Consider the following 26,254-nt stretch of genomic DNA (forward strand, 5'->3'; position numbering starts at 1 on the left):
CTTGGCGGGCGCCGTCATGAGCCGGGATGGTGGCAGGTTCAGTAGATCTCGAACAGGCCCGCGGCGCCCATGCCGCCGCCGACGCACATCGTGACCACGCCGTACTTGGCGCCGCGCCGGCGGCCTTCCAGCAGGATGTGCCCGGTCATCCGCGCGCCCGACATGCCGTAGGGATGCCCGATCGAGATCGCGCCGCCATTGACGTTCAGGCGCTCGTCCGGGATGCCGAGCCGGTCGCGGCAATACAGCACCTGGCTGGCGAAGGCCTCGTTCAGCTCCCACAGGTCGATGTCGTCGACCGTCAAGCCGGCTTGAGCGAGGAGCTTCGGCACCGCGAAGACCGGGCCGATGCCCATCTCGTCCGGGTTGCAGCCGGCCACCGCCATGCCGCGATAGGCGCCGAGCGGTTGCAGGCCCCGGCGCTCGGCCTCGCGGGCCTCCATCAGCACGACCGCCGCCGCCCCGTCCGAGAGCTGGCTGGCATTGCCGGCGGTGATGAACCGGCCTTCCGCGATCCGCTGGCCGTCCTTGAACACGGGCTTGAGGCCTTGAAGGTCCTCGAGCTTGGTCTGGGGCCGGTTGCCCTCGTCCTGCGAGAGCGTGATCTCCTTGTGCGAGACCGCCCCGGTCGCCTTGTCGACGACCGCCATACGGGCCGCCATCGGCACGATCTCGTCGGCGAACAGGTTCTCGGCCTGCGCCCGGGCCGTGCGCTGCTGCGAGTGCAGGGCATACGAATCCTGCGCCTCGCGGCTGATACGATAGCGCTCGGCCACGTTCTCGGCGGTCTCGATCATCGTCATGTAGATCGCCGGGACGTGCTCGACGAGCCACGGATCCTGCGCCCGGAACCGGTTGATCTTGTCGTTCTGGACGAGCGAGATCGATTCGAGGCCGCCGCCCACCGCGACGTCGAGCCCGTCCGAGATGATCTCCTTCGCCGCGGTGGCGATCGCCATCAGGCCCGAGGCGCATTGCCGGTCGAGGCTCATGCCGGCGACGGTCTCGGGGAGGCCGGCGCGCAACGCCGCCTGGCGGGCGATGTTGCTGCCGGTGGCGCCCTGCTGGAGCGCGGCGCCGATCACCACGTCGCCGATCTCGGCCGGATCGATGCCGGCGCGCTGGACCGCGTGCGCGATGGCGTGGCCGCCGAGCGCCTGGGCCTGCGTGTCGTTGAAGGCGCCCCGATAGGCCTTGCCGATGGGGGTGCGCGCGGTGGCGACGATGACGGCTTCCCGCATCACGGTTTCCTCCGACCGCCCCGTCCGCCGCTCTGTCGGCGGGGCGGGGTTCTGCCTCATTATCGGGGATCGGGTATGGAGCCGCAAGGCCTCCGGAACCCAGGTCCGGACCTACGGCGGCGCCCCGGTCCTGCCCTCCCCACGGCCGCGTTTTCGAAAACACGGCTTGCTTAATCGCCATACAGGGCTAAGGTCGGGCCAAAAGCAAGGCCTGTTTTGGCAGCGCCGACAGGAGGGACGCCGCATGCAGACGCCGCTCTTCGACCTCACCGGTCGCGTTGCGATCGTCACCGGCTCGTCGCGGGGCATCGGCCGCGCCATCGCCGAGCGCCTGGCCGAGCACGGGGCCCGGGTCGTCGTCTCGTCGCGCAAGGCGGAGGCCTGCGCGGCGGTGGCCGAGGCGATCAACGCCCGCCACGGCGAGGAGCGGGCCGTGGTGATCCCGGCCAGCATCTCGTCGAAATCCGACCTGGAGCGCCTGGCGAAGGGCACCGAGGACCGCTTCGGCCGCATCGACACGGTGGTCTGCAACGCCGCCTCGAACCCGTATTACGGCCCGATGAGCGGGATCTCGGACGATCAGTTCCGCAAGATCCTCGACAACAACGTCATCGCCGGCCACTGGCTGATCGGCTTCTGCGCGCCCGGCATGATCGCCCGCAAGGACGGCGCGATCATCCTGGTCTCGTCGGTCGGCGGCCTGAAGGGCTCGGGCGTGATCGGCGCCTACAACGTCTCGAAGGCGGCCGACTTCCAGCTCGCCCGCAACCTCGCGGTCGAGCTCGGGCCGCACAACGTCCGGGTCAACTGCATCGCGCCGGGGCTGATCCAGACCGATTTCGCCCGTGCCCTGTGGGAGGATCCGACGTCCCGCGCCGCCTACACGGCGCGTACGCCCTTGGCCCGCATCGGCCAGCCCGACGAGATCGCCGGCGCCGCCGTGTTTCTGGCCAGCCCGGCCGGCGCGTTCATGACCGGCCAGAGCATCGTGATCGACGGCGGCCAGACCATCACCTGATGTCCCTCGCCTGATCGTGCCCTTCCCGCCCCGAGAGTCGAAACGAGTCACGAGTGCGCCGATGACCGAGCCGACGACCCCCCCGTCTTGGCCCGCAATCTCCCTCGCCGAGGCGACTGCCCGCCTGACCGCGCCGGGCGCGCCCTTCGCCATCGCGGAAATCCCGATCCGTGGTGTGCCGACGCGGATCTGGGCCAACGCGCCGCTCACCTTGCGCGACATCGTCGTGGCCGGGCGGGCGCATGGCAACAAGACCTTCCTGGTCTACGAGGACGATCGGGCGAGCTTCGAGGCGTTCAGCCGCGCCACCCTGGCGCTCGCCGAGAACCTGATCCGCGGCGGCGTCCGCCCGGGCGACCGGGTGGCGATCGCGATGCGCAACCTGCCGGAATGGCCGGTGGCGTTCTTCGCCGCGATCCTCGCCGGCGCCATCGCCACGCCGCTCAACGCGTGGTGGACCGGCCCCGAGCTCGACCACGGCTTCACCGATTCCGGCGCGTCGGTCGCCATCGTCGACGAGGAGCGCTGGGCACGCATCGCCGAGCGCCGCGGCGGCTACCCGGCGCTCGCCCGGGTCCTGATCGCCCGCGCCCCGGCCGCCCCCGGCACCGAGAGCCTGACCGACCTCATCGGCCCGGTCGCGGCCTGGGGCGACCTGCCGGAAGGAACCCTGCCGGAGGTGGCGATCGGCCCGGAGGATGTCGCCACCCTGTTCTACACCTCGGGTACCACCGGCCGCTCGAAGGGGGCGATCGGCACCCACCGCGCCGGCGCCAGCAACGTGATGGCGCACCCGTTCTCGGCGGCGCGCGCCTTCCTGCGCCGGGGCGAGCCGGTGCCGGTGCCGTACCCGGGCGCCCCCCAGAAGGTGGCGCTGCTGTCGATCCCGCTGTTCCACGTCACCGGTTGCTTCGCCACCCTGGTGACCAACCTCTATCGCGGCGGGTGCCTGGTGATGATGCGCCGCTGGGACCTCGCGCGGGCCCTGGCGCTGATCGAGCGCGAGCGCTGCACCAGCGCCGGCGGCGTGCCGACCATCGCGTTCCAGCTCCTCGACGGGATGGCGGCCGGCACCCACGACCTGTCGTCCCTCGAGACCATCAGCTATGGCGGCGCCCCGGCGCCGGCCGAGCTGGTGCGCCGCCTGCGCGCCGTCTTCCCGAAGGCGCAGCCGGCCACCGGCTGGGGCATGACCGAGACCACCGCCACCTTCACCCACCACCAGGCCGAGGATTACGTCCACCGCCCCGACAGCTGCGGCCCGCCTCTACCGGTCGGCGAGGCGAAGGCGGTCGATCCCGAGGGCAACGCCCTGCCCGCCGGCGAGGTCGGGGAATTGTGGGTCAAGGGCCCGGTCGTGGTGGCGGGCTACTGGAACCGGCCCGATGCCGATGCGGAGGTGTTTCGCGAGGGCTGGCTGCGCACCGGCGACTTGGCGCGGATCGACGACGAGGGCTTCATCACGATCGTCGACCGGGCCAAGGACATGCTGATCCGCGGCGGCGAGAACATCTACTGCGCCGAGGTCGAGAGCGTGCTGCACGAGCACCCGGCGGTGGTCGATGCCGCCGTGGTCGGCCTCCCGCATCCGACGCTCGGCGAGGAGCCCGGCGCCGTGGTGGCGATCGCCCGCGGGGCGGAGACGAGCGAGGAGGCGCTGCGCGCCTTCGTCGCCGACCGGCTCGCCGCCTTCAAGGTGCCGGTGCGCATCCTGCTCCACGAGGAGATCCTGCCGCGCAACCCGAACGGCAAGATCCTGAAGAGCGCGCTGAAGACGCTGTTCTGAGGACCGTCCGGCCGCACCGGCCCGCTGCCGGCGGGTCGGACCCGCGGGAGCGGAGCCCGGGACCGCCTCGTGCGGCAGATGCCGGGACGCGCCGCGCGGGGGCGGTCCCCGACCCCTCAGGCGATGTAGGCCCCCGCGCCCTCGAACGTCACCCCGGCGAAATCGCCCCGGCGCCAGCGCAGGCGGACGGCCACCGTGCGCAGGTCGTCGCCGACGATGACCAGGGAGAAGGCCTCCGGCAGCGCGACCCGGGCCGGAACGCGCAGGCGGGCGCCCGCGACCGAGAGGTCCGCGACCTCGCAGGCGACGAGGCGGTCGGGGCCGAGGACGAGCCGCCCCTGCTGGAACACGCGCCGGCGCCGGCCCGCCCGGGGGACCGGGTCGGCCTTTCGGCCCTCCGCATCCTCGGCGGCGTCGCTGTCCCGCAGGTCGGTCATGGAATCCCCGCACCGGGCCCCGCGCCCGTCCGCCGACGCTTACGGCATTTCTGTCCGGGGCGGAAACCGGGCCGGCCCTCGCGGCGGGCCCGTTAACCGCCCGTCAAGCATGTTCCTTCATTCCTCGTTAGCCATCAACCTGACGATCGAATCCCGGCCATGCCCGCTGCCCCGGCCACATCCAAGCGTTCCCCCCTCCCGCCCGCAAGCCCGGTCGCCAGCTTGGTCGCCCGACGCCGGGCCCGGGAGGCGGCGGCGGAGCGGGGCGTGTTCGGGGCGGTCATCCTGCTCGCCCTCACCGCCTCGGGCTTTGCCGGCTACACGCTGTCCCAGCCGGTCCGGCCCTACGACGTGCGGGCGGTGCTGCCGGCCTCGGCCGGGCCCTTCGCCTGGAAGCGGACCGTCGCCGAGGGCCGCGCGCCCGAGCCCGACCTCGATCCGCTGATCACCGGCTCGCTGCCGGACGCCCCGGCGGCGCCGGCCGCGCCGGCCGCGGCCCTGCCGGCGCTCAGCGCGCCGCCGCCCACGGGCTATGCCCTGCGCCGCGCATCGGCCGGCCAGGCCGTGGTCGAGGGGCGCGACGGGATCCACCAGGTCGCCGTCGGCTCCCTCCTGCCGGGAGCCGGCCGTGTGCTGTCGATCCGCAGCACGGGCGCCGGCTGGATCGTGATCACCACCGAGACGATCATCGGGCCGACCGCGCTGTGAGCGCTCCGCTGCACGCCACGAGCGGGCCGCGGCAAGCCACGAGCAGGCCGCTGCAAGCCACGAGCAGGCCGCTGCAAGCCACGAGCAGGCCGCTGCAAGCCACGAGCAAGCCGCTGCAAGCCACGAGCAAGCCGCTGCAAGCCACGAGCAAGCCGCTGCAAGCCACGAGCAAGCGTGGCCGCCTAGTACCGAGGCTAGATCGGGGCCTCGCGCCGCTGCGGCCGACCGCAGCGGACGGACGAGCCGGAGACCTGACGCCGTGACCACCCTGACGAGCTACATGCTCCTGTCGCGAAACCTCGCGACCTCGCTGCAGCGCAAGGGCGCCGAGCCGATCGTGTCTCGCGAGACTGCCTATTACCAGGCCAATATCGGCAAGGTGAAGTCGGTCGACGACTTCATGGCCGATACCCGCCTCTACAACTATGCCGTCAAGGCGTTCGGCCTCGAGGACATGGGCTACGCCAAGGCGCTGATGCGCAAGGTCCTGACCGAGGGCACGAGCGATGCCACGGCCTTCGCCAACCGGCTGGCCGACGACCGCTACGTCGCCTTCGCGAGGGCCTTCGATTTCACCCAGGGCGCCTCCGCGACCGGCACCGACGCGGTGCTGACCGATACGAGCCAAGTCTCGGCGATCGGCGCGCAGCTCTCGCTGCCGACCCCGCTCGCCGACAGCTACGACTTTTCCGGCACCAACGAGGCCCGCTTCACGATCGCGTCCCGGGTCGACCAGACCACGACGAAGACCGCGACCATCGTCCTCAACCGCGCCAGCCTCGCCGGCAAGGTCGCCGACCTGACGAAGGTCACGCAGGACGAGATCCGGGACGCGATCGGCGACCAGATCGAGGCCTCCGGCGCCAATGGGCTGATGGGCAAGGTGCAGGTCGGCACCGGCCCGAACGGCAACCTGTTCTTCCAGACGAGCGCCTACGAGGATTACGGTGCCGACGGCGTCCCGGGCGGCACGGGCTTCAACGCCGACACCTTCTACGCCGCCGGCGGCAAGGTCCGCACCGTGAGCGTCAACAACACCGCCCTGTCCGCCGCCGGCCAGAAGGCGGTCGATATCGGCATCGGCACCGACATCCCCCCCGACGCCAACGTCCAGAGCGTGGTCGACGCCTACCTGCAGCAGAGCCTGGAGGACGATGCCGGTGACGAGGATACCGGCGTCCGCCTCGCCCTCTACTTCGCCCGCAAGGCGCCGATGCTCAACAGCGGCTACGACATCCTGGGCGATGCCGCCCTGACGAAGGTGATCAACACGGTCATCGGCCTGCCGGAAACCAGCAACGCCACAACGAGCGAGGCCCTGGCCGCGCGCGCGACGCTGATCTCCAAGAAGATCGATTTCGCGAGCTTCCAGGACCCGGCCAAGGTCGAGGCCTTCGCCCGGCGCTTCGCGGCGATCTGGGACGCCCAGAACAACACCGCCGCGGATCCGATCCTGGCGCTGTTCAGCAACGCTCAGGCGTGAGGCGGCCATGCAGAGCAGTCTCTACGTCAACCTCTCGGCCCAGGTCGCCCTCGAGAAGCGCCTGAACGCCACCGCCAACAACGTCGCCAACATGGCGACGTCGGGGTTCCGCGCCGAGGAGACCAAGTTCTCCGCCCTGCTCGCCCAGGCGACCAAGGGCACGGTGGCCTTCGTCGGCTCCGGCGACACCTTCCTGTCGCGGGCCTCCGGCCCGATCACCCGGACCGATTCCCCCCTCGACGTCGCCATCCAGGGTGATGCCTGGCTCGGCGTCGGCGGTCCCTCCGGCCCGGTCTATACCCGCGACGGGCGCCTGACGATGGACGCGACCGGCCAGCTGCGCACCCTCACCGGGCAGCCGGTGCTCGACCCGGGCGGCTCGTCCCTGCTGCTCGACCCGCAGCAGGGACCGCCGACCATCGGACGCGACGGCACCATCTACCAGGGCACCAACCAGGTCGGCGCTCTCGGTCTCTACATCCTCGACAAGAAGGGGACGCTCACCCGCGCGCCCGGCAACGCCGTGACCTCCAGCCTCCCGGTCCGGCCGGTGCAGGACTTCACCGGGATCGGCGTCCTCCAGGGCCACGTCGAGGGCTCGAACGTCAACCCGATCATGGAGATGACGAAGCTCGTCACCATCCAGCGCGCCTTCGAGAGCGCCGCCACGGCGACCGCCGAGGCCGAGTCCTCGCTCCTGAGCGCCGTCAAGTCGCTCTCGCCGCAGGGAGGCTAGGATGGCGACGGATCCGATCGCGCGCCTGACCGAGGCGATGGCCGGCGCGAGCCGCGACGGTGCCCTGGTGCGGATCGGCGGGCCGATCCGCGAGGTGACGGCGAGCGCCTGCCGGATCGGCGGCGTCGCGCCCTTCGTGCGCCTGGGCGACCGGATGGGCTTCTCCGTCAGCGGCCGGCCGCAGGTCGGCGAGATCGTGCGGATCGATGCCGAAGGCGCGACGCTCAAGGCTTACGAGAGCCGGATCGAGGCCGGGATCGGCACCCTCGCCCACCGCCTCGGGCCGGCGGAGCTGCGGCCCGATCCGAGCTGGAAGGGCCGGGTCATCGACGCCCTCGGGCGACCGATCGACGGGGCCGGGCCGCTGGCCTCCGGCGCGACCGCCGCCGCCCTCGACGCCGATCCGCCGGCGGCGCTCGGCCGGGCCCGGGTGCGGGCGCCGTTGCGCACCGGCGTGCGGGCGCTCGACCTCTTCACGCCGCTCTGCGCCGGCCAGCGCATCGGCATCTTCGCCGGGTCCGGCGTCGGCAAGTCGACGTTGCTCGCCATGCTGGCGGGCGCGGAGGGGTTCGACAGCGTCGTCGTCGCCCTGGTCGGCGAGCGCGGACGCGAGGTGCGCGAGTTCCTCGAGGGCCCGCTCGCGCCGAGCCGCGGGCGCGCCGTGGTGGTCGTCTCGACCGGCGACGAGAGCCCGATGATGCGTCGCCAGGCGCCCAAGGTGGCGCTGGCGGTGGCGGAGGCGTTTCGCGATCGCGGCGAATCGGTGCTGCTGATCGTCGATTCGGTGACCCGCTACGCCCACGCCGCCCGCGACGTGGCGCTGGCGGCGGGCGAGCCGGCGGTGGCCCGCGGCTTCCCGCCGAGCGTCTTCTCCGACCTGCCTCGCCTGCTGGAGCGGGCCGGCCCCGGCCTCGAGGGGCGCGGCACCATCACGGGCGTGTTCTCGGTCCTCGTCGACGGCGACGACCACAACGACCCGGTCGCCGACAGCATCCGCGGCACCCTCGACGGCCACGTCGTCCTCGACCGCGCCATCGCCGAGCAGGGCCGCTACCCGGCGGTCGACCTCCTGGGCTCGATCTCGCGGCTCGCCACCGAGGTCTGGACGCCCGAGCAGCGCGACCTGATCCGCAAGCTCCGGGCGATGATGGCCCGGTTCGAGGAGACGCGGGACCTGCGCCTGATGGGCGGCTACCGCAACGGGACCGATGCCGAGCTCGACCAGGCCATCGCCCTGGTGCCGCGGATCTACGACGCCCTGCGCCAGGATCCGAGCCAGCCGGCGAGCCGGGACGCCTTCCTGGAACTCGCCCAGAGCCTGAGGGGCTGACACGATGAGCGTCTCCTCTCGCCCACAGGTCTCGCTGCCCGGGAGCTCCACTTCCAAGCTCCGCGCAAGCCTGAGCGTTTCTAGTCCGCCCTGAGCCACACTCATCCCGGGCCAAGGTCCGTCACCGGCCGAGCCCCGTCCCGCCTGCGCCCTACCCGCACTTTTCTCGACGAACGAGGTCCCGCAATGAGTCTCATCGGCGTGCTCCGCACCGGTGTCTCGGGCATGAACGCCCAGTCGAACCGCATCTCGACCGTGGCGGAGAACATCCAGAATTCCGGTACCGCGGGCTACAAGCGCAGCTCGACGGAGTTCTCCTCGCTGCTGATCGCCGATACCGGGACCGGCAACTACAATTCGGGTTCGGTCGAGACGACGGTGCGGCGCGCGATCTCGGAGGGCGGCACCCTCAACGCCACCACCTCCAAGTCGGACCTCGCGATCGACGGCAACGGCTTCTTCGTGGTCAAGGACCCGGCCGGCGCGCCGCTCCTGACCCGCGCCGGCAACTTCAGGATCGACGCCACCTCGACCAACTTCACCAACGCGGCCGGCATGACCCTGATGGGCTACAGCCTGCTCGACGGCGGCGAGCCGACCACGACGCTCAACGGCGTGGCCGACATGGTGCCGATCAGCCTCGCCGCGGTGAGCAGCCGGGCGACTCCGACCACCGAAGGCGCCCTCTCGGGCAAGCTCCCGGTCGACGAGACCGCCGTCGCCAACACCAGTCAGTACTCGAAGAAGTACTCGGTCGTGACCTTCGACAACGTCGGCAAGTCGCGGACTCTCGACGTCTACCTGGCGAAGAACGCGGACAGCACGTGGACGGTGTCGCTCTACGACGCCGCCGCCAACCCGACCCCGAGCGGATCCACCCCGACCCTGCCGTCCGGCACGGCACTGGGCTCGACCACGATCGGCTTCGATGCCCAGGGCAAGATCACCGGCACCGGCGCCAGGGGCACGGGCCCCTTCACCGGCGCGAAGTCCATGACCGTGACCGTCCCGGGCGGCCAGAGCATGACGGTCGACCTCTCCGGCCTGACCCAGCTCGCCGGCGACTACGCCGTGGAGGGCAAGGCCAACGGCAAGTCGCCGGCGGCGGTGACCGGCACGTCGTTCGACGCGGACGGCACCGTCTATGCCACCTTCGACGACGGCTCGCGCATCGCGGCCTTCAAGGTGCCGGTCGCCACGGTGTCGAGTGCCGACAACCTCGAGCCGCGCTCGGGCAACGTCTACCGGCCGACGGTCGAGTCGGGCGACATCCAGGTCGGTTTCGCCAACCAGGGCGGGCGCGGGACGATCAAGTCGGGGGTGCTCGAGCAATCGAACGTCGATGTCAGCACCGAGCTCACGGCGATGATCGAGTCGCAGTCAGTCTTCACTGCCAACTCCAAGGTGTTCACGACCGGCAACGAGATGCTCGACACCCTGATGAGCCTGAAGCGGTAGCGGTCGATCGGCTCACAAGGTTACCACCAAGGCCACCAGGAACTGACAGATGGGCCTCTCGCTCGCGCTCAACACCGCACGCTCGGCACTCTTCGCGACGTCGAGCCAGATCGCCACCTCCGCCCGCAACACGGCGGGAGCGAACGATCCCGGCTATTCGCGCAAGGTCGTCAGCCTGGTGAGCGGCGCGGGCGGGACCACCCTGGTGGTCACCCGCGCGAGCGACGCGGCCCTGTTCGGCCGCAAGCTCGCCGCGACCTCATCGGCGGCGGAAGGGCAGGCCCTGCTCGACGGCCTGACCGCCCTGTCGAAGACGGTGGGCGATACCAGCGACGCCGAATCGCCGGCGGCGCGCCTCGGCGCCCTCAACGCGGCGCTCCAGGCCGCCGCCAACCGCCCGAACGACGCCAACCTCGCCCGCGCCGCGGTCGAGGGTGCGCGCGACCTCGCCACCAGCCTGAAGAGCGCGTCCGACGCGGTGCACGCCGTGCGCGAGCAGGCCGACCAGGCCATGGTGGGCTCGGTCGCGACGATCAACGACCTCCTCGGCCAGTTCGACCGCGCCAACAAGGCGGTGATGCGGGGCACCAACGCGGGCCAGGACGTCAGCGACGCCCTCGACGACCGCGACCGCGTCCTGTCGCAGCTCTCCGCCGAGATCGGCATTACCGTCAGCGAGCGCCCCGGCGGCGACATGGCGGTCGCCACCGACAGCGGCGTGATCCTCTACGATCGCGGCGCCCGCGCCGTGACCTTCGCCCCGACGACGGCCTATTCGGCGGGCACGCGGGGCGCGGCCGTGGTCGTCGACGGCGTCCCGGTCACCGGCAGCGGTTCGCCGATGCGGCTCTCGAGCGGGCGGCTCGCCGGCCTCGCCACCCTGCGGGACGAGAGCACCGTCACCTACGAGAACCAGCTCGACGCGATCGCCGGCGCCCTGATCGACACGTTCCGGGAGTCCGACGGGACCGTCTCGAAGACGGGCCTGTTCACGGCGGGCGCGAGCGGCGCCCTGCCGACCTCGACCCTCGGCCTCGCCGGGCGCATCGCGGTCAACGCCGCCGTCGACCCGAATGTGGGCGGCGACGTCACGACCCTGCGCGACGGCGGCATGAACGGCAGCACCTACCGGTCCAACCCGAGCACCGACGCCGCCTATTCGACACGCCTGACCGACCTGATCGGCCGCCTCGCCACCGCGCGCAGCTTCACCCCGGGCCCGCCGCTGAACGAGACCACGACGCTGACGAGCTTCGCGGCCGATTCCGCCGGCTGGCTCGAGGCGACCCGCAAGGCCGCCTCGGGCGATGCCGAGTACCAGAAGACGCTGCTCGGCCGGGCGACCGACGCCCTGTCGAACGCCGTCGGCGTCAACGGTGACGACGAGGTCGCCCTGACCCTGCAGCTCCAGCGCTCCTACACCGCCTCGGCCAAGTTGCTGACCATGGTCGACGACATGCTGAAGACGCTCCTGGACGCGGTCCGGTGAGCCGTCGCGGCGTCGCTCCCTGAGACAGAGGCTCACACCCCATGATGACCACGAGCTACATCTCCAGCCTCAGCCTGCTGAACGCGCCCCGCGCCGCGTCGATGCGGCTCCAGTCCGAGATCGAACGGGCGACCCAGGAGATCACGACCGGGCGCTACGCCGATACCGGCCTCGCCCTCGGGAGCCAGGTCGGTCGCAGCTTCGGCCTGCGCCAGAGCACGGCGGAGATCGCCGCCCTCCAGGACGGCAACAGCGCCACGGCTCTGCGCCTCAGCACGAGCCAGACCATCCTGCAGCAGTTGCAGAAATCGGCCGATGCCCAGTTCACCACCCTGACCGGCCTGACGGCGGACAAGCGCATGGCCGCGATGGCGGCCTCGTCCGGCGACATGCTGACCTCGCTCACCGGCCTGCTCAACAGCACGGCGGGCGGCCAGGCCCTGTTTTCCGGCATCAACACCGACGTCACGCCGATGCGCGATGGCGCGGCGGCGAATGCCAAGGCGGCGGCGATCGCGGCCTTCACGGCGACCTTCACCTTTCCGCCGAGCGATGCCCGGGCCGCGAGCCTGACGGCGGCGCAGATCAAGACCTTCCTCGAAGGGACGGTGGCGACCCAGTTCGCCGATACGGGCTGGGGCACCACCTGGTCGCAGGCCTCCGACACCGCCATCACCAGCCGGATCTCGCTGAGCGAGAGCGCGACCACCTCGGTCACCGCGAACGCCACGGCGATCCGCCAGCTCGCCGAGGCGGCGACCCTGGCCGGGCTCGGCCTCTCCGGCCTGTCGGCCGATGCTCAGTCCGTCGTCTCCGACCGGGTGATGAGCCTGTTGAGCAAGAGCAGCGCCGGCCTCGTCTCGATTCAGGCCGATCTCGGCCGCAGCCAGGCGCGGCTCACCGACGCCAATACCCGGCTCGACGCGCAATCCACCCTCATCACCAAGGAGATATCCCGACTCGAGGCGGTCGACACGGTCGAGGCGAAGACCCTGCTCGACGCCGCGACGAAGCAGCTCAACATCTCGTACGCGCTCACCGCGCAGCTCCAGGAGCTGTCGCTCCTGAAGTACGTCGCGTAGCGCGACGCGCCCGCCCCCGACCGCGCACGACACCAGACCGACGAGGCATCGGCCCGATGTACCGCTTTTCCTATTCCGAGATCCTGGAGGACGCGCCGGAGGTCGGCCGCGAGCGCGAGCGCGCCGCCTTCGACCGGGCGCTCACCCTCCTGCGCGACGTCGAGGCCCGCGGCCTCGCCGGCCCCGAGCGGACGGCCGCGATCGGCTTCGTGCAGGACCTCTGGAACGTGCTGATCGCCGACCTGCTGGCGCCCGAGAACGCGCTGCCGGAGGCCCTGCGCGACGACCTGGTGTCGATCGGCGCCTGGAACATGCAGGAAGCGGGCGCGGTGCTGCGCTCGCCCGAGCGCAGCCTCGCCGCCCTGATCGAGGTGAACACCTCGATCCGCGACGGGCTTCGGTGAGGGGCGCCATGCGTCTGTCGCTGCGCGCCGGGGAGCGGATCTACATCAACGGCGCCGTGCTGCGGGTCGACCGCAAGGTGTCGATCGAGCTCCTGAACGACGCCACCTTCCTGCTCGAAAGCCATGTCCTGCAGGTGGAGGAGGCGACGACGCCGTTGCGCCAGCTCTACTTCGCGGCCCAGACCATGCTGATCGACCCCGCCCGGATCGCGGCGGCACGGTCGCTCTACGACGGCATCCGCGACGGCCTGATGGCGACGATCCGCGATCCGGGCCTGCGCGAGGGGCTGGAGGCCGCCCACGGCTTCATCGAGGCCGGTCGCCTCTACGAGGCGCTCAAGCAGATCCGCGGGCTCTACCCCACCGAGGCGCTTCTCCTCAGCCCGGATGACGGGCCGGTGGTGCCGGTTCCAGCCCTCGGCGCGCTGGCTCGCCGCACCCGTGGCCCCGAGCGCCCGCGGGAGCGGCCGTCGCCCGGATCGGAGGTCCGACGGTCGCAAGCCGCGCGAGGCCGCACTCCCCAGACCCTGCCCGCCCTCGACCCGGAGGCCTGAAATGTCCGTCGCCATCACGTCCAGCACCGCCGCGGGCACCTCATCCACCGCGACCTCGACCGCGGCGGCGGCGGCCAAGGCCGGCAGCTCCGTCGCCGCCTCGATGAACTCGGACACCTTCCTGACGCTGCTGATGGCGCAGCTGAAGAACCAGGACCCGACGAAGCCGATGGACTCGACGCAGTATGTCGGCGAGCTCGCCACCTTCTCGCAGGTCGAGCAGGCGACGAAGACCAACCAGAAGCTCGATTCGCTGCTCGCATCGAGCTTCCTCGACCAAGCCGACACGGTGATCGGGCGCACCCTGACCTCGGCCGACGGCACCACCACCGGCACCGTCCAGTCGGTGCGGGTGACGAGCGAGGGCGCGCTGGCGCGGCTGACCAGCGGCCAGGACGTGCTGCTGGCCTCCGGCATCGTGATCCAGTAAGGGCTCCCCGGCGGGAGGGGATCATGAACGAGATCGACGCCCTCGAACTCGTCCGTTCGGCGATCTGGACGGTGCTGGTGGCCGCCGGTCCCGCGGTCGGCGCCGCGATGCTGGTCGGCATCGCCGTGGGGCTGCTGCAGGCGCTCACCCAGATCCAGGAGGTCACCCTGACCTTCGTGCCGAAGATCGTGGTGATCCTGCTGGTGCTCCTCGTCACCGGCACCTTCGTCGGCGGGCAGATCCACTCCTTCGCCGAGGCCGCCTACGGGCGGATCGCGACCGGGTTCTGAAGGCTCCCCAACCTCCGCACAAGCCAAAGGTGGCACACCCTCCGGCTCAGGCAGTCGCGGAGCATGGGGACGTCATGGCGGTGGGCGCGGCACTCGCGACGGAGCGCAAGTCGCGGCGGGATTTCGGCTTCGCGGCCGGCATCGTGGCGATCCTGGCGGTGCTGTTCCTGCCGGTGCCGGCGGTCCTCATCGATGTCGGGCTCGCCTTCTCGATCGCCCTGTCGGTGCTGATCCTGATGGTGGCGCTGTGGATCCAGAAGCCGCTCGAATTCTCGTCCTTCCCGACCGTGCTGCTGATCGCGACGCTCCTGCGCCTGGCGCTCGGCATCGCCACGACCCGGCTGATCCTGGCCAACGGCCAGAAGGGCGTGGACGCCGCCGGCCACGTCATCCAGGGCTTCTCGCAGTTCGTGATGAGCGGCGACTTCGTGATCGGGATCGTGGTGTTCCTGATCCTGATCACCGTCAACTTCCTCGTCATCACCAAGGGCGCGACCCGCATCGCCGAGGTCGGCGCCCGCTTCACCCTCGACGCGATCCCCGGCAAGCAGATGGCGATCGACGCCGATCTCAATGCCGGGCTGATCGACGACAAGGAGGCGCAGCGCCGGCGCAGGGAGCTGGAGGAGGAGAGCGCCTTCTTCGGCTCGATGGACGGCGCCTCCAAGTTCGTGCGCGGCGAGGCGGTGGCCTCGCTCATCATCATCGCGGTCAACGTCTTCGGCGGCATCATCATCGGGACGACGCGGCACGGCCTGCCGCTCGGCACCGCCGCCGACATCTTCACCAAGCTCTCGGTCGGCGACGGCCTGGTCTCGCAGATCCCGGCCCTGATCGTCTCGCTCGCCGCGGGCCTCCTGGTCTCGAAGGGCGGCACGCGGGGCACCGCCGAGCAGGCGGTGATCGGCCAGCTCGGCGCCTATCCCCGGGCGCTCCTCGTCGCGGCGGCGATGATGGGGGTGTTCGCCCTGGTGCCGGGCCTGCCCTTCCTGCCCTTCACGGCGTTGAGCGGCCTCCTGTTCTTCGTCGCCCGCACGATCCCGCGCCGCCTCCAGGCCCAGGCCGACGCGGCGGAGGCCAAGTCCAGGGCCGAGGAGGCGGTGAAGCAGGCCGAGGCCAAGGAGAAGGACTCGGTCAAGGAATCGCTCAAGACCCCGGAGATCGAGCTCTGCCTCGGCCGCCAGGCCGCCTCGCAGATCCAGGCCTCGCAGGCCGAGCTCGGCCACCGGGTCGCCAAGATGCGGCGCAAGTTCGCCCGCCAATACGGCTTCGTGGTGCCGGACATCAAGGTCTCGGACAATCTCGCGCTGCCGCCGAAGACCTACCAGATCCTCATCCACGGCACCGTGGCGGCGGCCCAGGAGATCCGCCCCGGCGAGATGCTGGTGGTGGTCGGCGACGGGCCGAAGCCCGACGTGCCGAGCGACGAGGTGCGCGAGCCTGCCTTCGGCCTCAAGGCGCTCTGGGTGATGGATTCCTACGCCGCCGAGGTGCGCCGCGGCGGCTTCGAGCCGATCGACGGCGCCTCGGTCCTGCTGACCCACCTCTCCGAGGTGATCCGCAACAACCTGCCGCAATTCCTGTCCTACAAGGACATGCGCGGCCTCCTCGACCGCCTCGACCCCGAGTACAAGCGCCTGCTCGAGGAGATCTGCCCGTCGCAGATCTCCTATTCCGGATTGCAGGCGGTGCTGAAGCTGCTGCTGGCCGAGCGGGTCTCGATCCGCAACCTGCACCTGATCCTGGAGGCGGTGGCCGAGATCACCCCGCATGCGCGCCGGGCCGAGCAGATCGCCGAGCACGTGCGGATGCGCATGGCACAGCAGATCTGCGGCGACCTCGCCGAGAACGGCGTGCTCAACGTGCTGCGGCTCGGGGCCAGCTGGGACCTGTCGTTCCACCAGAGCCTGAAGCGCGACGCCAAGGGCGAGGTGGTGGAATTCGACATCGACCCGCGCCTGGTCGAGCAGTTCGGCACCGAGGCCTCCGAGGCGATCCGTGCCCGGATGAAGGAGGTGCACGGCTTCGCCCTCGTCACCGCGCCCGACGCCCGACCCTATGTGCGGATGATCATCGAGCGGATCTTCCCGACCCTGCCGGTGCTGTCGCATCTCGAGATCGCGCGCGGCGTCGAGATCAAGTCGCTGGGCACGGTCTCGTGACGAAGATCGGGCCGGACAGCTTCCTTGCCGTCTTCCTGATCTTCTGCCGGGTCGGCGGCTGCCTGCTCGTCGTCCCGGGCTTCTCCAGCCCGCGGGTGCCGCAGCAGGTCCGTCTCCTCATCGCCGCCGCGGTGTCGCTGGCCATCGCGCCGCTGATCGTGCCGCAATTCGAGCCGCGGCTCGCCGGCCAGGCGCCGACCCAGACGCTGGCCTGGATCGTCAGCGAGACCCTGACCGGGCTGATGATCGGCTTTCTCGGCCGGATCTTCATCCTGGTGCTGGAGACGGTGATGAACGCGACCTCGACCATGGTGGGGTTCGGCGGCATGCCGGGCTCGCCGGTCGAGGGCATCGACCCGGTGCCGGCGGTCGAGGCGCTGATCCTGCTCACCGCGACCGCGATCCTGTTTGCCGCCGACCTGCACTGGGAGCTGTTTCGCGGCCTCGTCGAATCCTACGCCCGCATCCCGCCCGGCGAGGGCGTCGGCTCCCAAGTCATGCTGACCCGGATCGTCGACCAGATCGCCACCGCCTTCATGCTGGGCTTGCGAATCACCGCGCCGTTCATCCTCTACGCGATCCTGGTCAACTTGGCGGCGGGCTTCATCAACAAGCTCACGCCGACGATTCCGGTCTACTTCATCGCCACGCCGTTCGTGATGTTCGGCGGGCTCCTGATGCTCTATTACCTGGCGGGCGAGTTCATGATGCAGTTCCTCCTCGGCTACGCGACCTGGCTGCAGCGCGGCTGATGGCGGGCCGTACCGGGGACCGGCTGAAGCGCGCCCAGCGGCTCGTCGCCGTACAGGAGCAGATGCGCCGGGTGGCCGAGATGGAGCTGGCGGCGACCCGCGAGCGCGCGGCCGGGATCGAGGCCGACCGGGCGCGGCTGCTGTCGGCGCTGGCCTCCTCCGATCACGGCCCGATGCTGCTCGAGGCCACGGCGAAGCGGTTGCGCCACCTCGCCACGGAGGCCACCGCGCTCGAGGCGGAGGCCGCCGCGCAGGCCGAGGCCGTCCGCGAGCGCGGCCTCGCCCGGAAGCGGGCCGAGGCCCTGTCCGAACGCCGGGCCGAGGATCACCGCCGCGCGGCGGACAAGCGCGAGGACCTCGAGCGCCTCGACGGGATCGCGGCCCGCCTCGGCCGCCCCGGCACAAGCCTCCCGTAAGCCAGCGGGCTTAGAGAAACCCTTCACCACGAGACTTCCGAGCTGAGCCGATGAGCATCTCCCCGCCCTCCGACATCGTGCTCGACGTCGCCCGGGCCGCCGATCCGGCGCGCTACCAGGAGGCTGCCGCCAAGCTGTCGCAGCCCGGCAGCGCCGGCGCCACCGCCTTCGCGGATGCGGCCCGCGACGTCGGCCTCTCGACCCACATGCCGCTCGATGCCCGCGGCGCCCTCACCGGCCTGCAGAACCAGACCAGTCTCTCGGGCACCGGCAGCGATCCGTACAAGAAGTTCGAGGGGCTGGTGCTGCAGCAATTCGTCGAGGCGATGATGCCGGAGAAGTCCGAGACCGTGTACGGCAAGGGCAATGCCGGCGGCATCTGGAAGTCGATGCTGGCCGAGCAGATCGGCACCCAGATCGCCAAGGCCGGCGGCATCGGCGTCGCCAAGATGCTGAATGCCGCCCATCCGGCCGGCCCGGCCGCCGCGCCGGCGGATGCCGCCAATCCGGCGGCCAAGGTCTGACCGCCGTGCTGCTGTCCTGCGTCAAGCGACTCGAGGCCGTGATCGAGGAAGAGACCGAGGCGCTGGAGACCCGGGCCCCGGTCGATCTCGACGCCCTCAACCATCGCAAGAGCCAGGGGCTCCTGGAACTCACCCGCCTGACCCGCGGCCTCGACGTCACCGCCCTCGACGCCACGGTCGCGATCCATCTCGCACGCCTGCGCGACAAGCTCGCCCGCAACCAGCAGGTCGTCGCCCTGCACCTGCGGGCCGTGGAGGAGATCGGCGAGACCCTGGCCCAGGTGGCGCTGGCCGCGGAGTCGGACGGCACCTATTCCGCGCGGAGGGAGCACTGGTCATGAAGATCCTGATCACCGGCCTGTGGATCTGCGCCGTCACCATCGCGTCCTGCTACGCCGCCGTGACCTTCGGCGGTGGCCTGATGACGAAGAAGACCGAGCCCTACCTGGAGGGCCTCCAGTACCAGAAGCTCGCGCCGATCAACATTCCGATGATCGCCGACGGCAAGGTGCAGGGCTATGTCATCGCCGTGCTGGTCTTCACGGCCGACGCCAAGCTGATGCACACCTTGCCGGTACCGCCCAACGCCTTCGTGGTCGACGAGGCCTTCCGTCAGATCTACGCCGACCCGGCCCTCGATTTCCGCAAGCTCGCGAAATACGACATCACCAAGCGGTTGAACGAGGTGCGGGCGAAGGTGAACGAGCGTCTCGGCGGCGACGTGGTCAAGGACGTGCTGGTGGACGAGATCAACTTCGTGGCCAAGCGGGAAGTGCGATCGTAAGCGAGCAAGCCTCGGGAAGCCTAGCTGGACGCCCGCGCTCGTTCCTTGACCGTACCCTGGTGAAAAAGCAACTGCCACCGATCGTCATGGCGCTTCCAGATCGAGCTCCGCAAAACATACCGCCTCGCTCCGTCGCCCTGAGTACTCTCGCTGTCATACGTCAACAGTACTGCGTCATCCGAAATCATTATCATTGAATAATTATCTGCTAAAATATCATTTCCGCTATGCCATCTTCGCTAATAAGACGTTCGATGATCGTATCTCTATTATAAACGATACCCGATGCCCAAAATTCTACGAACCCAACTGCAAGCAGGGATTCTAGAGCAACTCTCGAACGCCTTACTTCCGGGCGGTGAAGCAACTCTTCCAGGAATTGGATATCGACGATTTCTGGCTGTTGGCTGGTCATCGTTCGAAGCTCCAATACGAGGGCCTTGATACGGTCGCCATCACTCGATCGACATCATCTTCACTACGCGCGTCGTACTGTCGGCGTCCAAGATGGTTTCAGTAGAAATTGGTCCTACCGGCGAATCAGCGTCGTGTCTCAAGGGCACGCCTCCTCATCACTGCCGCCGCTTCAGACCCCAGGCCGCGCAGCGTATCCCGGCATCCAGACCCGGTGGAGGTGCAGGACGGGGCAGATAGCGTGCCGCCACTGCCTTCAACCACCTGAACGTCCGGATTCCGGGCTCCGCCGCGCGGCCCCGGAATGACCAGGAGGGTGCTTAACCCTCCGGTGGCCGGCCCTATCCCCCGAAGACGGATGTCAGCTGCTGCCCGCCCCGGTTGATCGTCACCTCCCACATCGAGGCCGGCGCCCGGGTCATGCGCTCCAGGTCCTTGGTCGAGGCGACCGGGGCGCCGTTCACCGCCACGACGATGTCGCCCTTCTGCAGGCCGACCCGGTTGGCGACGGTGCCGCCCTCGACCTCCGCGATGATGACGCCGTCGCCCTGCGCCTGGGCCGACAGGTCCATCTGCATCTCCTCCGCCACCGCCGGCGACAGGTTGACCGCCGTGGCGCCGAGGAAGGGCGAGCGGGTCTTCACCTTCAGGGTGTCGCGCGGGCGGGTCTCCGGCGCGGGACCCAGGCGCACCGGCACCGTGGTGCGGGTGGCGCCGCGCAGGACCGTCAGCTTGGTCTCGCCCTTGATGCCCTTGAGCGCGAAGCGGTAGCCGAAGGCCTCCGGGTCGTCGACGGTCTGGCCGTCGACTGCCAGGATCACGTCGCCGCGCTTCAGCCCCGCCTCCTCGGCCGGGCTCTTCGGCTGCATCGAGGCGACCAGCACGCCGGTCGGGTGGTCGAGGCCGACGCTGTCGGCGATGTCCGGCGTCACGTGCTGGAGCCGGGCGCCGAGCCAGGGCCGCCGCACCGTGCGGGCACCGCCCTTGGCGGTCTCGACCACCGCCTTGACCATGCTGGCGGGGATGGCGAAGCCGATGCCGTGGCTGCCGCCCGACTGCGAGTAGATCGCGGTGTTGATGCCGACGAGGCCACCGTTGAGATCGACCAGCGCGCCGCCCGAATTGCCGGGGTTGATCGCCGCATCGGTCTGGATGAAGAATTGGTAATCGGCCGAGCCGACCTGGGTGCGGGCCAGCGCCGAGACGATGCCCTGCGTCACCGTCTGGCCGACGCCGAACGGGTTGCCGATCGCGATCACGAAATCACCGACCTGAAGCCCCTCCGAATCACCGATCTCCATCGGCGTGAGGCCGCCGGTCGGGCTCTTGATCTTCAGGATGGCGAGGTCGGTGCGGGGGTCGCGCAGGATGATCTGCGCCTCGAACTCGCGCCGGTCGTTCAGCGCCACCTTCACCTCGTTCATGTTCTCGATGACGTGGTTGTTGGTGACGATCAGCCCCGAGGCATCGACGATGACGCCCGAGCCGAGGGAGCGCTGCGCCCGCTCCTGCGGCAGGTTCGGGCCGGCATCGCCGAAGAAGCGGCGCAGGAACTCGTCCATGGCGCCGCGGTTGCCGGCGCGCTTCTCGACATGGGTGCCGTAGACGTTGACCACGCTGGGCGCGGCGCGCTTGACCAGGGGCGCGAAGGAGAGCTGCACCTGCGCCTTGGATTCGGGCAATGCCCGGTTGTCCTGCAGGGCGCGGTACGGCGGCACCGACGGGGCCTGCGCGGCCGCCGGATGGGCGACCCCGAGGAGGAGCGCGGCGAGCAGCAGAGGGGGCGTCGGGCGGCGCATCGGCATTCGGCTCCTGATATCGGGCTCGTGGGCTGGATGCTCTCTCACATGACAGCACTGCGCTGAAAAGATGGCGCCTCGGCCGCTTCCGTCATCCCGGCATAGAGGTCGCACAGGGCGCCGGCATGGGCCTCGAGGGTCATCGGAGCGGACCAGTAGCGGGTATGGGCCGCCTCGCCCAAGCGCCGCACCAGGGCGTCGTCCTTCAGCCGGCCGAAGACCTCGGCGAGCGCCGCGACGTCGGGGGCGACGACGAAACCGGTCTCGGCCTCCCGGATCTTCTCCCCGGCCCCGGCCCGGTCCGACGCCACGGCCGGGATGCCGGCGGCGAGCGCCTCGTAGACTGTCAACGGGCCGGTCTCGAGCCAGCGCGCCGGCGCCGCCACCGCCCGGGCGCGGCGGCGCAGCAGCGCCTCGACCTCCGCCGGCGGGCGCCAGCCGACCACCTCGGCCCCCGGCACGGCCCGCAATGCGTCGGCGAGCGGCCCGTCGCCGATGAACAGCGACGGCAGGCCCGCCCGCCGGGCCGCCTCGGCGACGAGGTCCGCCCCCTTCTCGCGGGTGAGGCGGCCGACGAAGGCCACCGCGTCGCCCGAGGCCGGATCGGCCGGGGCGGCGCGCGCGACCCGGACCGGGTTGTCGACCCGGCGGTGGCGAAAGCGCCCGTCGCCCAGCATCGGCGCGAGCCGCGCCCGGCTGCCGTCGGAGACGTGGACGAGATCGAGCGGGCGCCCGGTGAAGCCCCGGGCGATGGCCGCCGATTGCACGGCGGAGCGGACGAGCCGCACCCCCTTGTGCGCTGGCGATTGCGGATCGCAGGAGGCCGTCAGGCAGCCGGCCGAGAGCGGCGTGAGCGTGCAGGGCTCGGCGGTGTCGAAGCGATAATAGACCCCGTTCGGGCAGGCCAGGAAGTAGTCGTGCAGGGTCACGGCCACGGGCAGGCCGCTGCGCGCCAGCACGGAAAAGACCGCCGGCGACAGCGAGCGGGTCCATTGGTGGAGGTGCAGCAGGTCGGGCCCGGCCGGCAGGGCCGCCAGGGCGGCGGCGAGGCGCCGCGCCGCCTCGCGGTTCCAGATTCCCTCGATCGCGCCGCGCCAGGCCGGCCGCTCCCACACGTCGGTGAGGCCGAGCCCCACCCGGTGAATGCCGGGATGGTCGAGCAACGGGTCGGCCTGGCCGTCGACGCCGTGGATCAGCGTGACGGCGACACCGCGCTCGGCGAGGCCGCGGGCCGATTCGATCGCGACCTTCTCGGCGCCCCCCTTCGGCGTGGCAAAGTTCGTCAGGATGGCGACGTGCATCGGCGGGTCCTCTCGTCGACCAAGCCTAGCCGGCGGGGCACCATCGTCCCGTTAAACACGAGGCGCACGCAACAGGCCCGGGCCCCGCGCGTTAGCCGGGCAGTGAGTCCCCGAGCGGGGACGCTCGACAGGAGAGATCGCGATGAGCGAGTCCAAGACCCCGGACAAGGATCAGGCGGGCTTTCGCCGCGACAGCGCCTCGCCGGAGGACAAGGCGCGGCCGGAGAACCAGCAGGGCAAGCTGAACGAGCGCCTCGACGAGGGTCTCGAGGAGACCTTCCCGTCGAGCGACCCGGTCTCGGTGAAGATCACGAAATAGTCGTGGGCCTTGCCGGTCCCGATTCTCCCCTCCCGGGCGGGAGAGGGAAATCGGGACCGGCGAGCGCGCAAGAGGACGACACGCCTCGGCGTGGAACTCCGAGCATGGTGCGATCGCTCGACGCTCGGGTTCCGCTCACGACCGCCTCGCCCTGCGCGCGTCGATCGCCCCGGACGCTCTCCCCTCCCTTGCAGCGGCACCATGGAAGTCTGGCGTCGCAGGGAGAGTGTTTCGCGCCGGCAAGTTAAACCCTGAGTTTTATCAACGGATCGTTGGCTTGCCGTCACGGAGGCTGGCGCTTACACCGGCTCCCGGCGCAACGGTGACCCACGGAACAGCCATGTCGGGGTGACGCGCCGAAATCGCCCCGTCAGCATGATCCGCTCGCTCCTTCGCCCCTCTCGCCTCGCCGTCGCGCTGCTGCTGCTTGGCGCCGGCCCCGCCCTCGCCCAGTCCAGCTTCGCCCGCGGTACGCCGCTCGACTGGTCGGCCGTGCTGACCGGGGCTTTCCTCGGCTTCCTGCTGCTGCCGACCGCCTACAACGTCGCGTTCTTCGTCATCCTGCGCGAGCGCTTCCTGCTCTGGGACATCGCCCGGATCCTGACGCTCGTCGCACTGACGCTCTGCCTGTCGTCGCTGCCCCTGGGCTCCATCGTCACCGCCGAGGGGTTCGCCCGGCAGGTCGCGATCAACGTCCTGTTCGACGGGGTCATCGTCCTGATGGGACCGTTCCTCGGCACCCTGCTCGAACCCGGCGCGTTGCCGCCGCGCCTGCGCCGGTGCTTGATGTCTCTGCCGTTGTCCGTCGCCCTGACGACGCCCGCGATGCTCCTCGCCCCCTGTCCGCCGGCCTACATGGCCTTGCGCAGCCTCGTGCTCGTCGGCGTCCTCGCCCTGTACGGCACGTCGCTCGGGGTGGCGCTCGCGCGCGGGAGCCGGGCGGCGCGGTTCCAGACCGCGGCCTCGCTCGGCGTGCTGGCGGTCTGCGGGGTCAGCCTCTTTCACGACGTCGTGCTCGGCCGGCCGTTCGGGCTCTTCCTGTACGCCCTGTTCGGCGCCATCGCCCTGGAGATGCTGCTGAACGCCGCCGGCGTCGGCGACCGCTTCATGCGGCTCAAGCGCGAACGCGATCAGGCACAGGCCCGGGCCGACACCCTGGACCTCGTCGCCCATACCGACCCGCTGACCGGCCTGCCGAACCGCCGCGGCCTGGAGCGCCGGTTCGCGACGACGCGCCCGCGTGCGGTCGCGATCCTCGACATCGACCATTTCAAACGGATCAACGACGCTTTCGGTCACGATCAGGGCGACGCGGTGATCGTCGCGGTGGCGGAGGCGCTGGCCGATGGCACGGCCTATGCGGGCCGCCTCGGCGGCGAGGAATTCGCGCTGCTCCTCGACGACGACGACCCGGTCGCCACCGTCGAGTCCCTGCGCCGGCAGATTCCGTCCCGAACCGTGGCACGGGCTCCCGCCGTGACCCAGCCGGTCACGGCGAGCGCCGGTGTCGCGCGGGTGGGCGACGCCATGACCTACGCCGAGGCGCTGAAGGCCGCCGACCTCGAACTCTACGCCGCCAAGGCCGCAGGCCGGAATTGCTGCGTCGCCGACCGCACCGTCTACCGGGCGCGGGCGGCGTGAATCCTGCCCGTCACTGCACCTCGAGCAGGCGCCGGGCGATGACCTGGGCCTGGATCTCGGCCGCGCCCTCGAAGATCGACAGGATGCGGGCGTCGCAGAGCAGGCGGCTCACCGGATATTCGAGGGCGAAGCCGTTGCCGCCGTGGATCTGCAACGCGTTGTCGGCCGCCGCCCAGGCGACGCGGGCGGCCAGCAGCTTCGCCATGCCGGCCTCGAGGTCGCAGCGCTTGCCCTCGTCCTTCTGGTGGGCGGCGAAGTAGGTGAGCTGGCGGGCGATGGCGATCTCGACCGCCATCAGGGCAAGCTTGTCGGCGACCCGCGGGAACGAGACCAGCGGCTTGCCGAACTGCACCCGCTCCTCGGCGTAGCGCAGGCCCACATCGAGGGCCGATTGCGCCACGCCGACCGCGCGGGCCGCGGTCTGGATCCGGGCCGATTCGAAGGTCTGCATCAGCTGGGCGAAGCCCTTGCCCTCGACCCCGCCGAGCAGGTTGCCCTCCGGCACCGCGAACCCGTCGAAGGCGAGCTCGTACTCCTTCATGCCGCGGTAGCCGAGCACCTCGATCTCGCCGCCCGACAGGCCCTCGACCGGGAACGGGTCCTCGTCGGTGCCGCGGGGCTTTTCGCCGAGCAGCAGCGACAGGCCCTTGTGGCCCGGCTCCTCGGGCTTGGTGCGCACCAGCACCGTCATCAGGTCGGCCCGGACCGGATGGGTGATCCAGGTCTTGTTGCCGCTGATCCGCCAGGTATCGCCGTCTTTGACCGCCTTGGTGCGCAGGGACGCGAGGTCCGAGCCGGTATTCGGCTCGGTGAAGACCGCGGTCGGCAGGATCTCGCCCGAGGCGATCTTCGGCAGGAAGCGCTGCTTCTGCTCCTCGGTGCCGCCGCACAGGATCAGCTCGGCGGCGATCTCCGAGCGGGTGCCGAGCGAGCCGACGCCGATATAGGCCCGCGACAACTCCTCCGAGACCACGCACATCGAGATCTTCGGCAGGCCCATGCCGCCGTATTCCTCCGGAATGGTCAGGCCGAACACGCCGAGCTCGGCCATCTGGCCGATGATCTCGAGCGGGATGTAGGCGTTCTCCAGGTGCCATTCATGGGCATGGGGGGCGACCTCGGCTTGGCCGAAGCGGCGCATCTCGGCGCGGATTGCCTCCATGTCCTCGTCGAGGCCGGTCTCGCCGACCGTCGCGGATCCCGCGCCGTCGCGGATCATCCGCACCAGGGCGGCGCGGTTCGGGGCGGTGTTGCCCTCGGCGATCAGGGTCTCGACCGCCTCCGAGCGGTGGCGCGCCACCTCCTGGGCCTTCAGACCGAGCGAGGTCGTCGGGCGCACCATCTCGCCCTGGCTCATCGGGATGCCGCCGAAGAGCTGTTCCAGGTATTCGCCGAGGCCGATCCGCACGAGCAGCGTCTCGGTCTCGCCGAGGCGCCCCTCCCCGGACAGGCGGGCCGCGTAGGCGCCGAGTTGGGTGATCGCCTCGGCATAGGTCGAGAGCCAGGCGAGGCCGTGGGCGGCGTGCTGCTCGGCCTCGATCCGCTCGGGCGAGAGCCGGCCGTCGGGCCCGAGCAGGCCGGCCCGCACCCGGCGGGCGGCGTCGGCGGCGAGCGCCTTGGCGGCGAGCCCGGCTTCCTGCGCCAGGGTGACGAGGTCGGTCGGGGCGGGGGCGGCCTGGGCGGACATCGGTCAGGT

General features: G+C 70.7%; 27 protein-coding genes and 2 pseudogenes. 22 read left to right on the forward strand and 7 right to left on the reverse strand.

The window, feature by feature from the left end; all coding sequences use genetic code 11:
* Positions 1 to 38 precede the first annotated feature (38 nt).
* The gene (locus FF100_RS28840; RefSeq protein ID WP_139039235.1) at positions 39 to 1,241 is read right to left on the reverse strand and encodes an acetyl-CoA C-acyltransferase; all 1,203 of its coding nucleotides are present in this window, start codon (positions 1,239 to 1,241) and stop codon (positions 39 to 41) included.
* A gap of 244 nt (positions 1,242 to 1,485) precedes the next feature.
* Between FF100_RS28840 and FF100_RS28845 the strand changes: the two genes are divergently transcribed.
* Together FF100_RS28845 and FF100_RS28850 are read left to right on the forward strand one after the other, a co-directional pair.
* Entirely contained in the window at positions 1,486 to 2,259 is a 774-nt protein-coding gene (locus FF100_RS28845; protein ID WP_139039236.1) for an SDR family oxidoreductase, read from the forward strand.
* A gap of 61 nt (positions 2,260 to 2,320) precedes the next feature.
* Positions 2,321 to 4,045: a class I adenylate-forming enzyme family protein gene (locus FF100_RS28850; RefSeq protein ID WP_139039237.1), complete on the forward strand. Its 1,725-nt coding sequence runs from the start codon at positions 2,321 to 2,323 to the stop codon at positions 4,043 to 4,045.
* A gap of 116 nt (positions 4,046 to 4,161) precedes the next feature.
* Here FF100_RS28850 and FF100_RS28855 read toward each other — a convergent pair whose 3' ends face one another.
* Entirely contained in the window at positions 4,162 to 4,482 is a 321-nt protein-coding gene (locus FF100_RS28855) for a PilZ domain-containing protein (protein ID WP_139039238.1), read from the reverse strand.
* Between the two features lie 222 nt (positions 4,483 to 4,704).
* Here FF100_RS28855 and FF100_RS28860 point away from each other — a divergent pair, with 222 nt between their 5' ends.
* From FF100_RS28860 to FF100_RS28940, 18 genes and pseudogenes are all read left to right on the forward strand, one after another.
* Entirely contained in the window at positions 4,705 to 5,190 is a 486-nt protein-coding gene (locus FF100_RS28860) for a hypothetical protein (protein ID WP_246102494.1), read from the forward strand.
* Between the two features lie 280 nt (positions 5,191 to 5,470).
* Positions 5,471 to 5,797: pseudogene (locus FF100_RS38530) on the forward strand (DUF1217 domain-containing protein); the annotation flags it as partial.
* Positions 5,798 to 6,673 carry a DUF1217 domain-containing protein gene (locus FF100_RS28865; protein WP_342779030.1) on the forward strand — a complete coding sequence of 292 codons (876 nt, stop codon included), beginning with the start codon at positions 5,798 to 5,800 and terminating at the stop codon, positions 6,671 to 6,673.
* A 7-nt stretch (positions 6,674 to 6,680) separates the two neighbouring features.
* The gene (gene flgF, locus FF100_RS28870) at positions 6,681 to 7,409 is read left to right on the forward strand and encodes a flagellar basal-body rod protein FlgF (RefSeq protein WP_139039239.1); all 729 of its coding nucleotides are present in this window, start codon (positions 6,681 to 6,683) and stop codon (positions 7,407 to 7,409) included.
* A gap of 1 nt (position 7,410) precedes the next feature.
* Positions 7,411 to 8,739 (forward strand): flagellar protein export ATPase FliI, encoded by a 1,329-nt coding sequence (gene fliI / locus FF100_RS28875; protein ID WP_139039240.1) that lies wholly within the window; start codon positions 7,411 to 7,413, stop codon positions 8,737 to 8,739.
* Positions 8,740 to 8,925: 186 nt separating this feature from the next.
* Entirely contained in the window at positions 8,926 to 10,197 is a 1,272-nt protein-coding gene (locus tag FF100_RS28880; protein WP_139039241.1) for a flagellar hook protein FlgE, read from the forward strand.
* Positions 10,198 to 10,246: 49 nt separating this feature from the next.
* A complete protein-coding gene (gene flgK, locus FF100_RS28885) occupies positions 10,247 to 11,686 on the forward strand; it encodes a flagellar hook-associated protein FlgK (protein ID WP_139039242.1) in 1,440 nt (479 codons plus the stop codon).
* A 41-nt stretch (positions 11,687 to 11,727) separates the two neighbouring features.
* Entirely contained in the window at positions 11,728 to 12,768 is a 1,041-nt protein-coding gene (locus tag FF100_RS28890; RefSeq protein WP_139039243.1) for a flagellar hook-associated family protein, read from the forward strand.
* A gap of 56 nt (positions 12,769 to 12,824) precedes the next feature.
* Complete coding sequence (gene flaF, locus FF100_RS28895) at positions 12,825 to 13,172, forward strand: flagellar biosynthesis regulator FlaF (RefSeq protein WP_139039244.1); 348 nt, start codon at positions 12,825 to 12,827, stop codon at positions 13,170 to 13,172.
* Positions 13,173 to 13,180: 8 nt separating this feature from the next.
* A pseudogene (gene flbT / locus FF100_RS28900) lies at positions 13,181 to 13,552 on the forward strand (flagellar biosynthesis repressor FlbT); the annotation flags it as partial.
* 175 nt (positions 13,553 to 13,727) lie between these two features.
* Positions 13,728 to 14,156: a flagellar hook assembly protein FlgD gene (gene flgD, locus FF100_RS28905; protein WP_139039246.1), complete on the forward strand. Its 429-nt coding sequence runs from the start codon at positions 13,728 to 13,730 to the stop codon at positions 14,154 to 14,156.
* A 23-nt stretch (positions 14,157 to 14,179) separates the two neighbouring features.
* The gene (gene fliQ / locus FF100_RS28910) at positions 14,180 to 14,446 is read left to right on the forward strand and encodes a flagellar biosynthesis protein FliQ (protein WP_139039247.1); all 267 of its coding nucleotides are present in this window, start codon (positions 14,180 to 14,182) and stop codon (positions 14,444 to 14,446) included.
* 74 nt (positions 14,447 to 14,520) lie between these two features.
* Positions 14,521 to 16,608, forward strand: coding sequence for a flagellar biosynthesis protein FlhA (gene flhA / locus FF100_RS28915; RefSeq protein WP_139039248.1), 2,088 nt, complete (start codon positions 14,521 to 14,523; stop codon positions 16,606 to 16,608).
* Positions 16,605 to 17,360: a flagellar biosynthesis protein FliR gene (gene fliR / locus FF100_RS28920; protein ID WP_246102496.1), complete on the forward strand. Its 756-nt coding sequence runs from the start codon at positions 16,605 to 16,607 to the stop codon at positions 17,358 to 17,360. Before flhA ends, fliR begins: the two co-directional genes overlap by 4 nt.
* A complete protein-coding gene (locus FF100_RS28925) occupies positions 17,360 to 17,776 on the forward strand; it encodes a hypothetical protein (RefSeq protein ID WP_139039249.1) in 417 nt (138 codons plus the stop codon). The genes fliR and FF100_RS28925 overlap by 1 nt, the downstream gene beginning before the upstream one ends.
* A gap of 50 nt (positions 17,777 to 17,826) precedes the next feature.
* On the forward strand, positions 17,827 to 18,300 hold the full coding sequence (locus FF100_RS28930; RefSeq protein ID WP_139039250.1) for a rod-binding protein: 474 nt from the start codon (positions 17,827 to 17,829) through the stop codon (positions 18,298 to 18,300).
* Between the two features lie 5 nt (positions 18,301 to 18,305).
* The gene (locus FF100_RS28935) at positions 18,306 to 18,641 is read left to right on the forward strand and encodes a flagellar protein FlgN (RefSeq protein WP_139039251.1); all 336 of its coding nucleotides are present in this window, start codon (positions 18,306 to 18,308) and stop codon (positions 18,639 to 18,641) included.
* On the forward strand, positions 18,638 to 19,084 hold the full coding sequence (locus FF100_RS28940) for a hypothetical protein (protein ID WP_139039252.1): 447 nt from the start codon (positions 18,638 to 18,640) through the stop codon (positions 19,082 to 19,084). The genes FF100_RS28935 and FF100_RS28940 overlap by 4 nt, the downstream gene beginning before the upstream one ends.
* Positions 19,085 to 19,104: 20 nt before the next feature.
* On the opposite strand, the gene FF100_RS38535 is transcribed toward FF100_RS28940, so the two are convergent.
* The 4 genes from FF100_RS38535 to FF100_RS28955 all read right to left on the reverse strand — a co-directional run bounded on the left by FF100_RS38535 (position 19,105) and on the right by FF100_RS28955 (position 22,598).
* Positions 19,105 to 19,278 carry a hypothetical protein gene (locus FF100_RS38535; protein ID WP_342779028.1) on the reverse strand — a complete coding sequence of 58 codons (174 nt, stop codon included), beginning with the start codon at positions 19,276 to 19,278 and terminating at the stop codon, positions 19,105 to 19,107.
* 14 nt (positions 19,279 to 19,292) lie between these two features.
* Positions 19,293 to 19,499 carry a hypothetical protein gene (locus tag FF100_RS38075; protein WP_246102498.1) on the reverse strand — a complete coding sequence of 69 codons (207 nt, stop codon included), beginning with the start codon at positions 19,497 to 19,499 and terminating at the stop codon, positions 19,293 to 19,295.
* A 340-nt stretch (positions 19,500 to 19,839) separates the two neighbouring features.
* Positions 19,840 to 21,303, reverse strand: a complete 1,464-nt coding sequence (locus FF100_RS28950; protein WP_425463367.1) for a DegQ family serine endoprotease — start codon at positions 21,301 to 21,303, stop codon at positions 19,840 to 19,842.
* A 38-nt stretch (positions 21,304 to 21,341) separates the two neighbouring features.
* The gene (locus FF100_RS28955) at positions 21,342 to 22,598 is read right to left on the reverse strand and encodes a glycosyltransferase family 4 protein (protein ID WP_139039254.1); all 1,257 of its coding nucleotides are present in this window, start codon (positions 22,596 to 22,598) and stop codon (positions 21,342 to 21,344) included.
* A 142-nt stretch (positions 22,599 to 22,740) separates the two neighbouring features.
* Between FF100_RS28955 and FF100_RS37355 the strand changes: the two genes are divergently transcribed.
* Positions 22,741 to 22,917: a hypothetical protein gene (locus tag FF100_RS37355; RefSeq protein WP_171070368.1), complete on the forward strand. Its 177-nt coding sequence runs from the start codon at positions 22,741 to 22,743 to the stop codon at positions 22,915 to 22,917.
* 375 nt (positions 22,918 to 23,292) lie between these two features.
* On the forward strand, positions 23,293 to 24,558 hold the full coding sequence (locus tag FF100_RS28960; RefSeq protein ID WP_139039255.1) for a GGDEF domain-containing protein: 1,266 nt from the start codon (positions 23,293 to 23,295) through the stop codon (positions 24,556 to 24,558).
* A 10-nt stretch (positions 24,559 to 24,568) separates the two neighbouring features.
* Here FF100_RS28960 and FF100_RS28965 read toward each other — a convergent pair whose 3' ends face one another.
* Positions 24,569 to 26,245 (reverse strand): acyl-CoA dehydrogenase family protein, encoded by a 1,677-nt coding sequence (locus FF100_RS28965; protein ID WP_139039256.1) that lies wholly within the window; start codon positions 26,243 to 26,245, stop codon positions 24,569 to 24,571.
* Positions 26,246 to 26,254: the final 9 nt, after the last annotated feature.

Source organism: Methylobacterium terricola (genome assembly GCF_006151805.1).
In the GTDB taxonomy this organism is placed as follows: Bacteria; Pseudomonadota; Alphaproteobacteria; order Rhizobiales; family Beijerinckiaceae; genus Methylobacterium; species Methylobacterium terricola.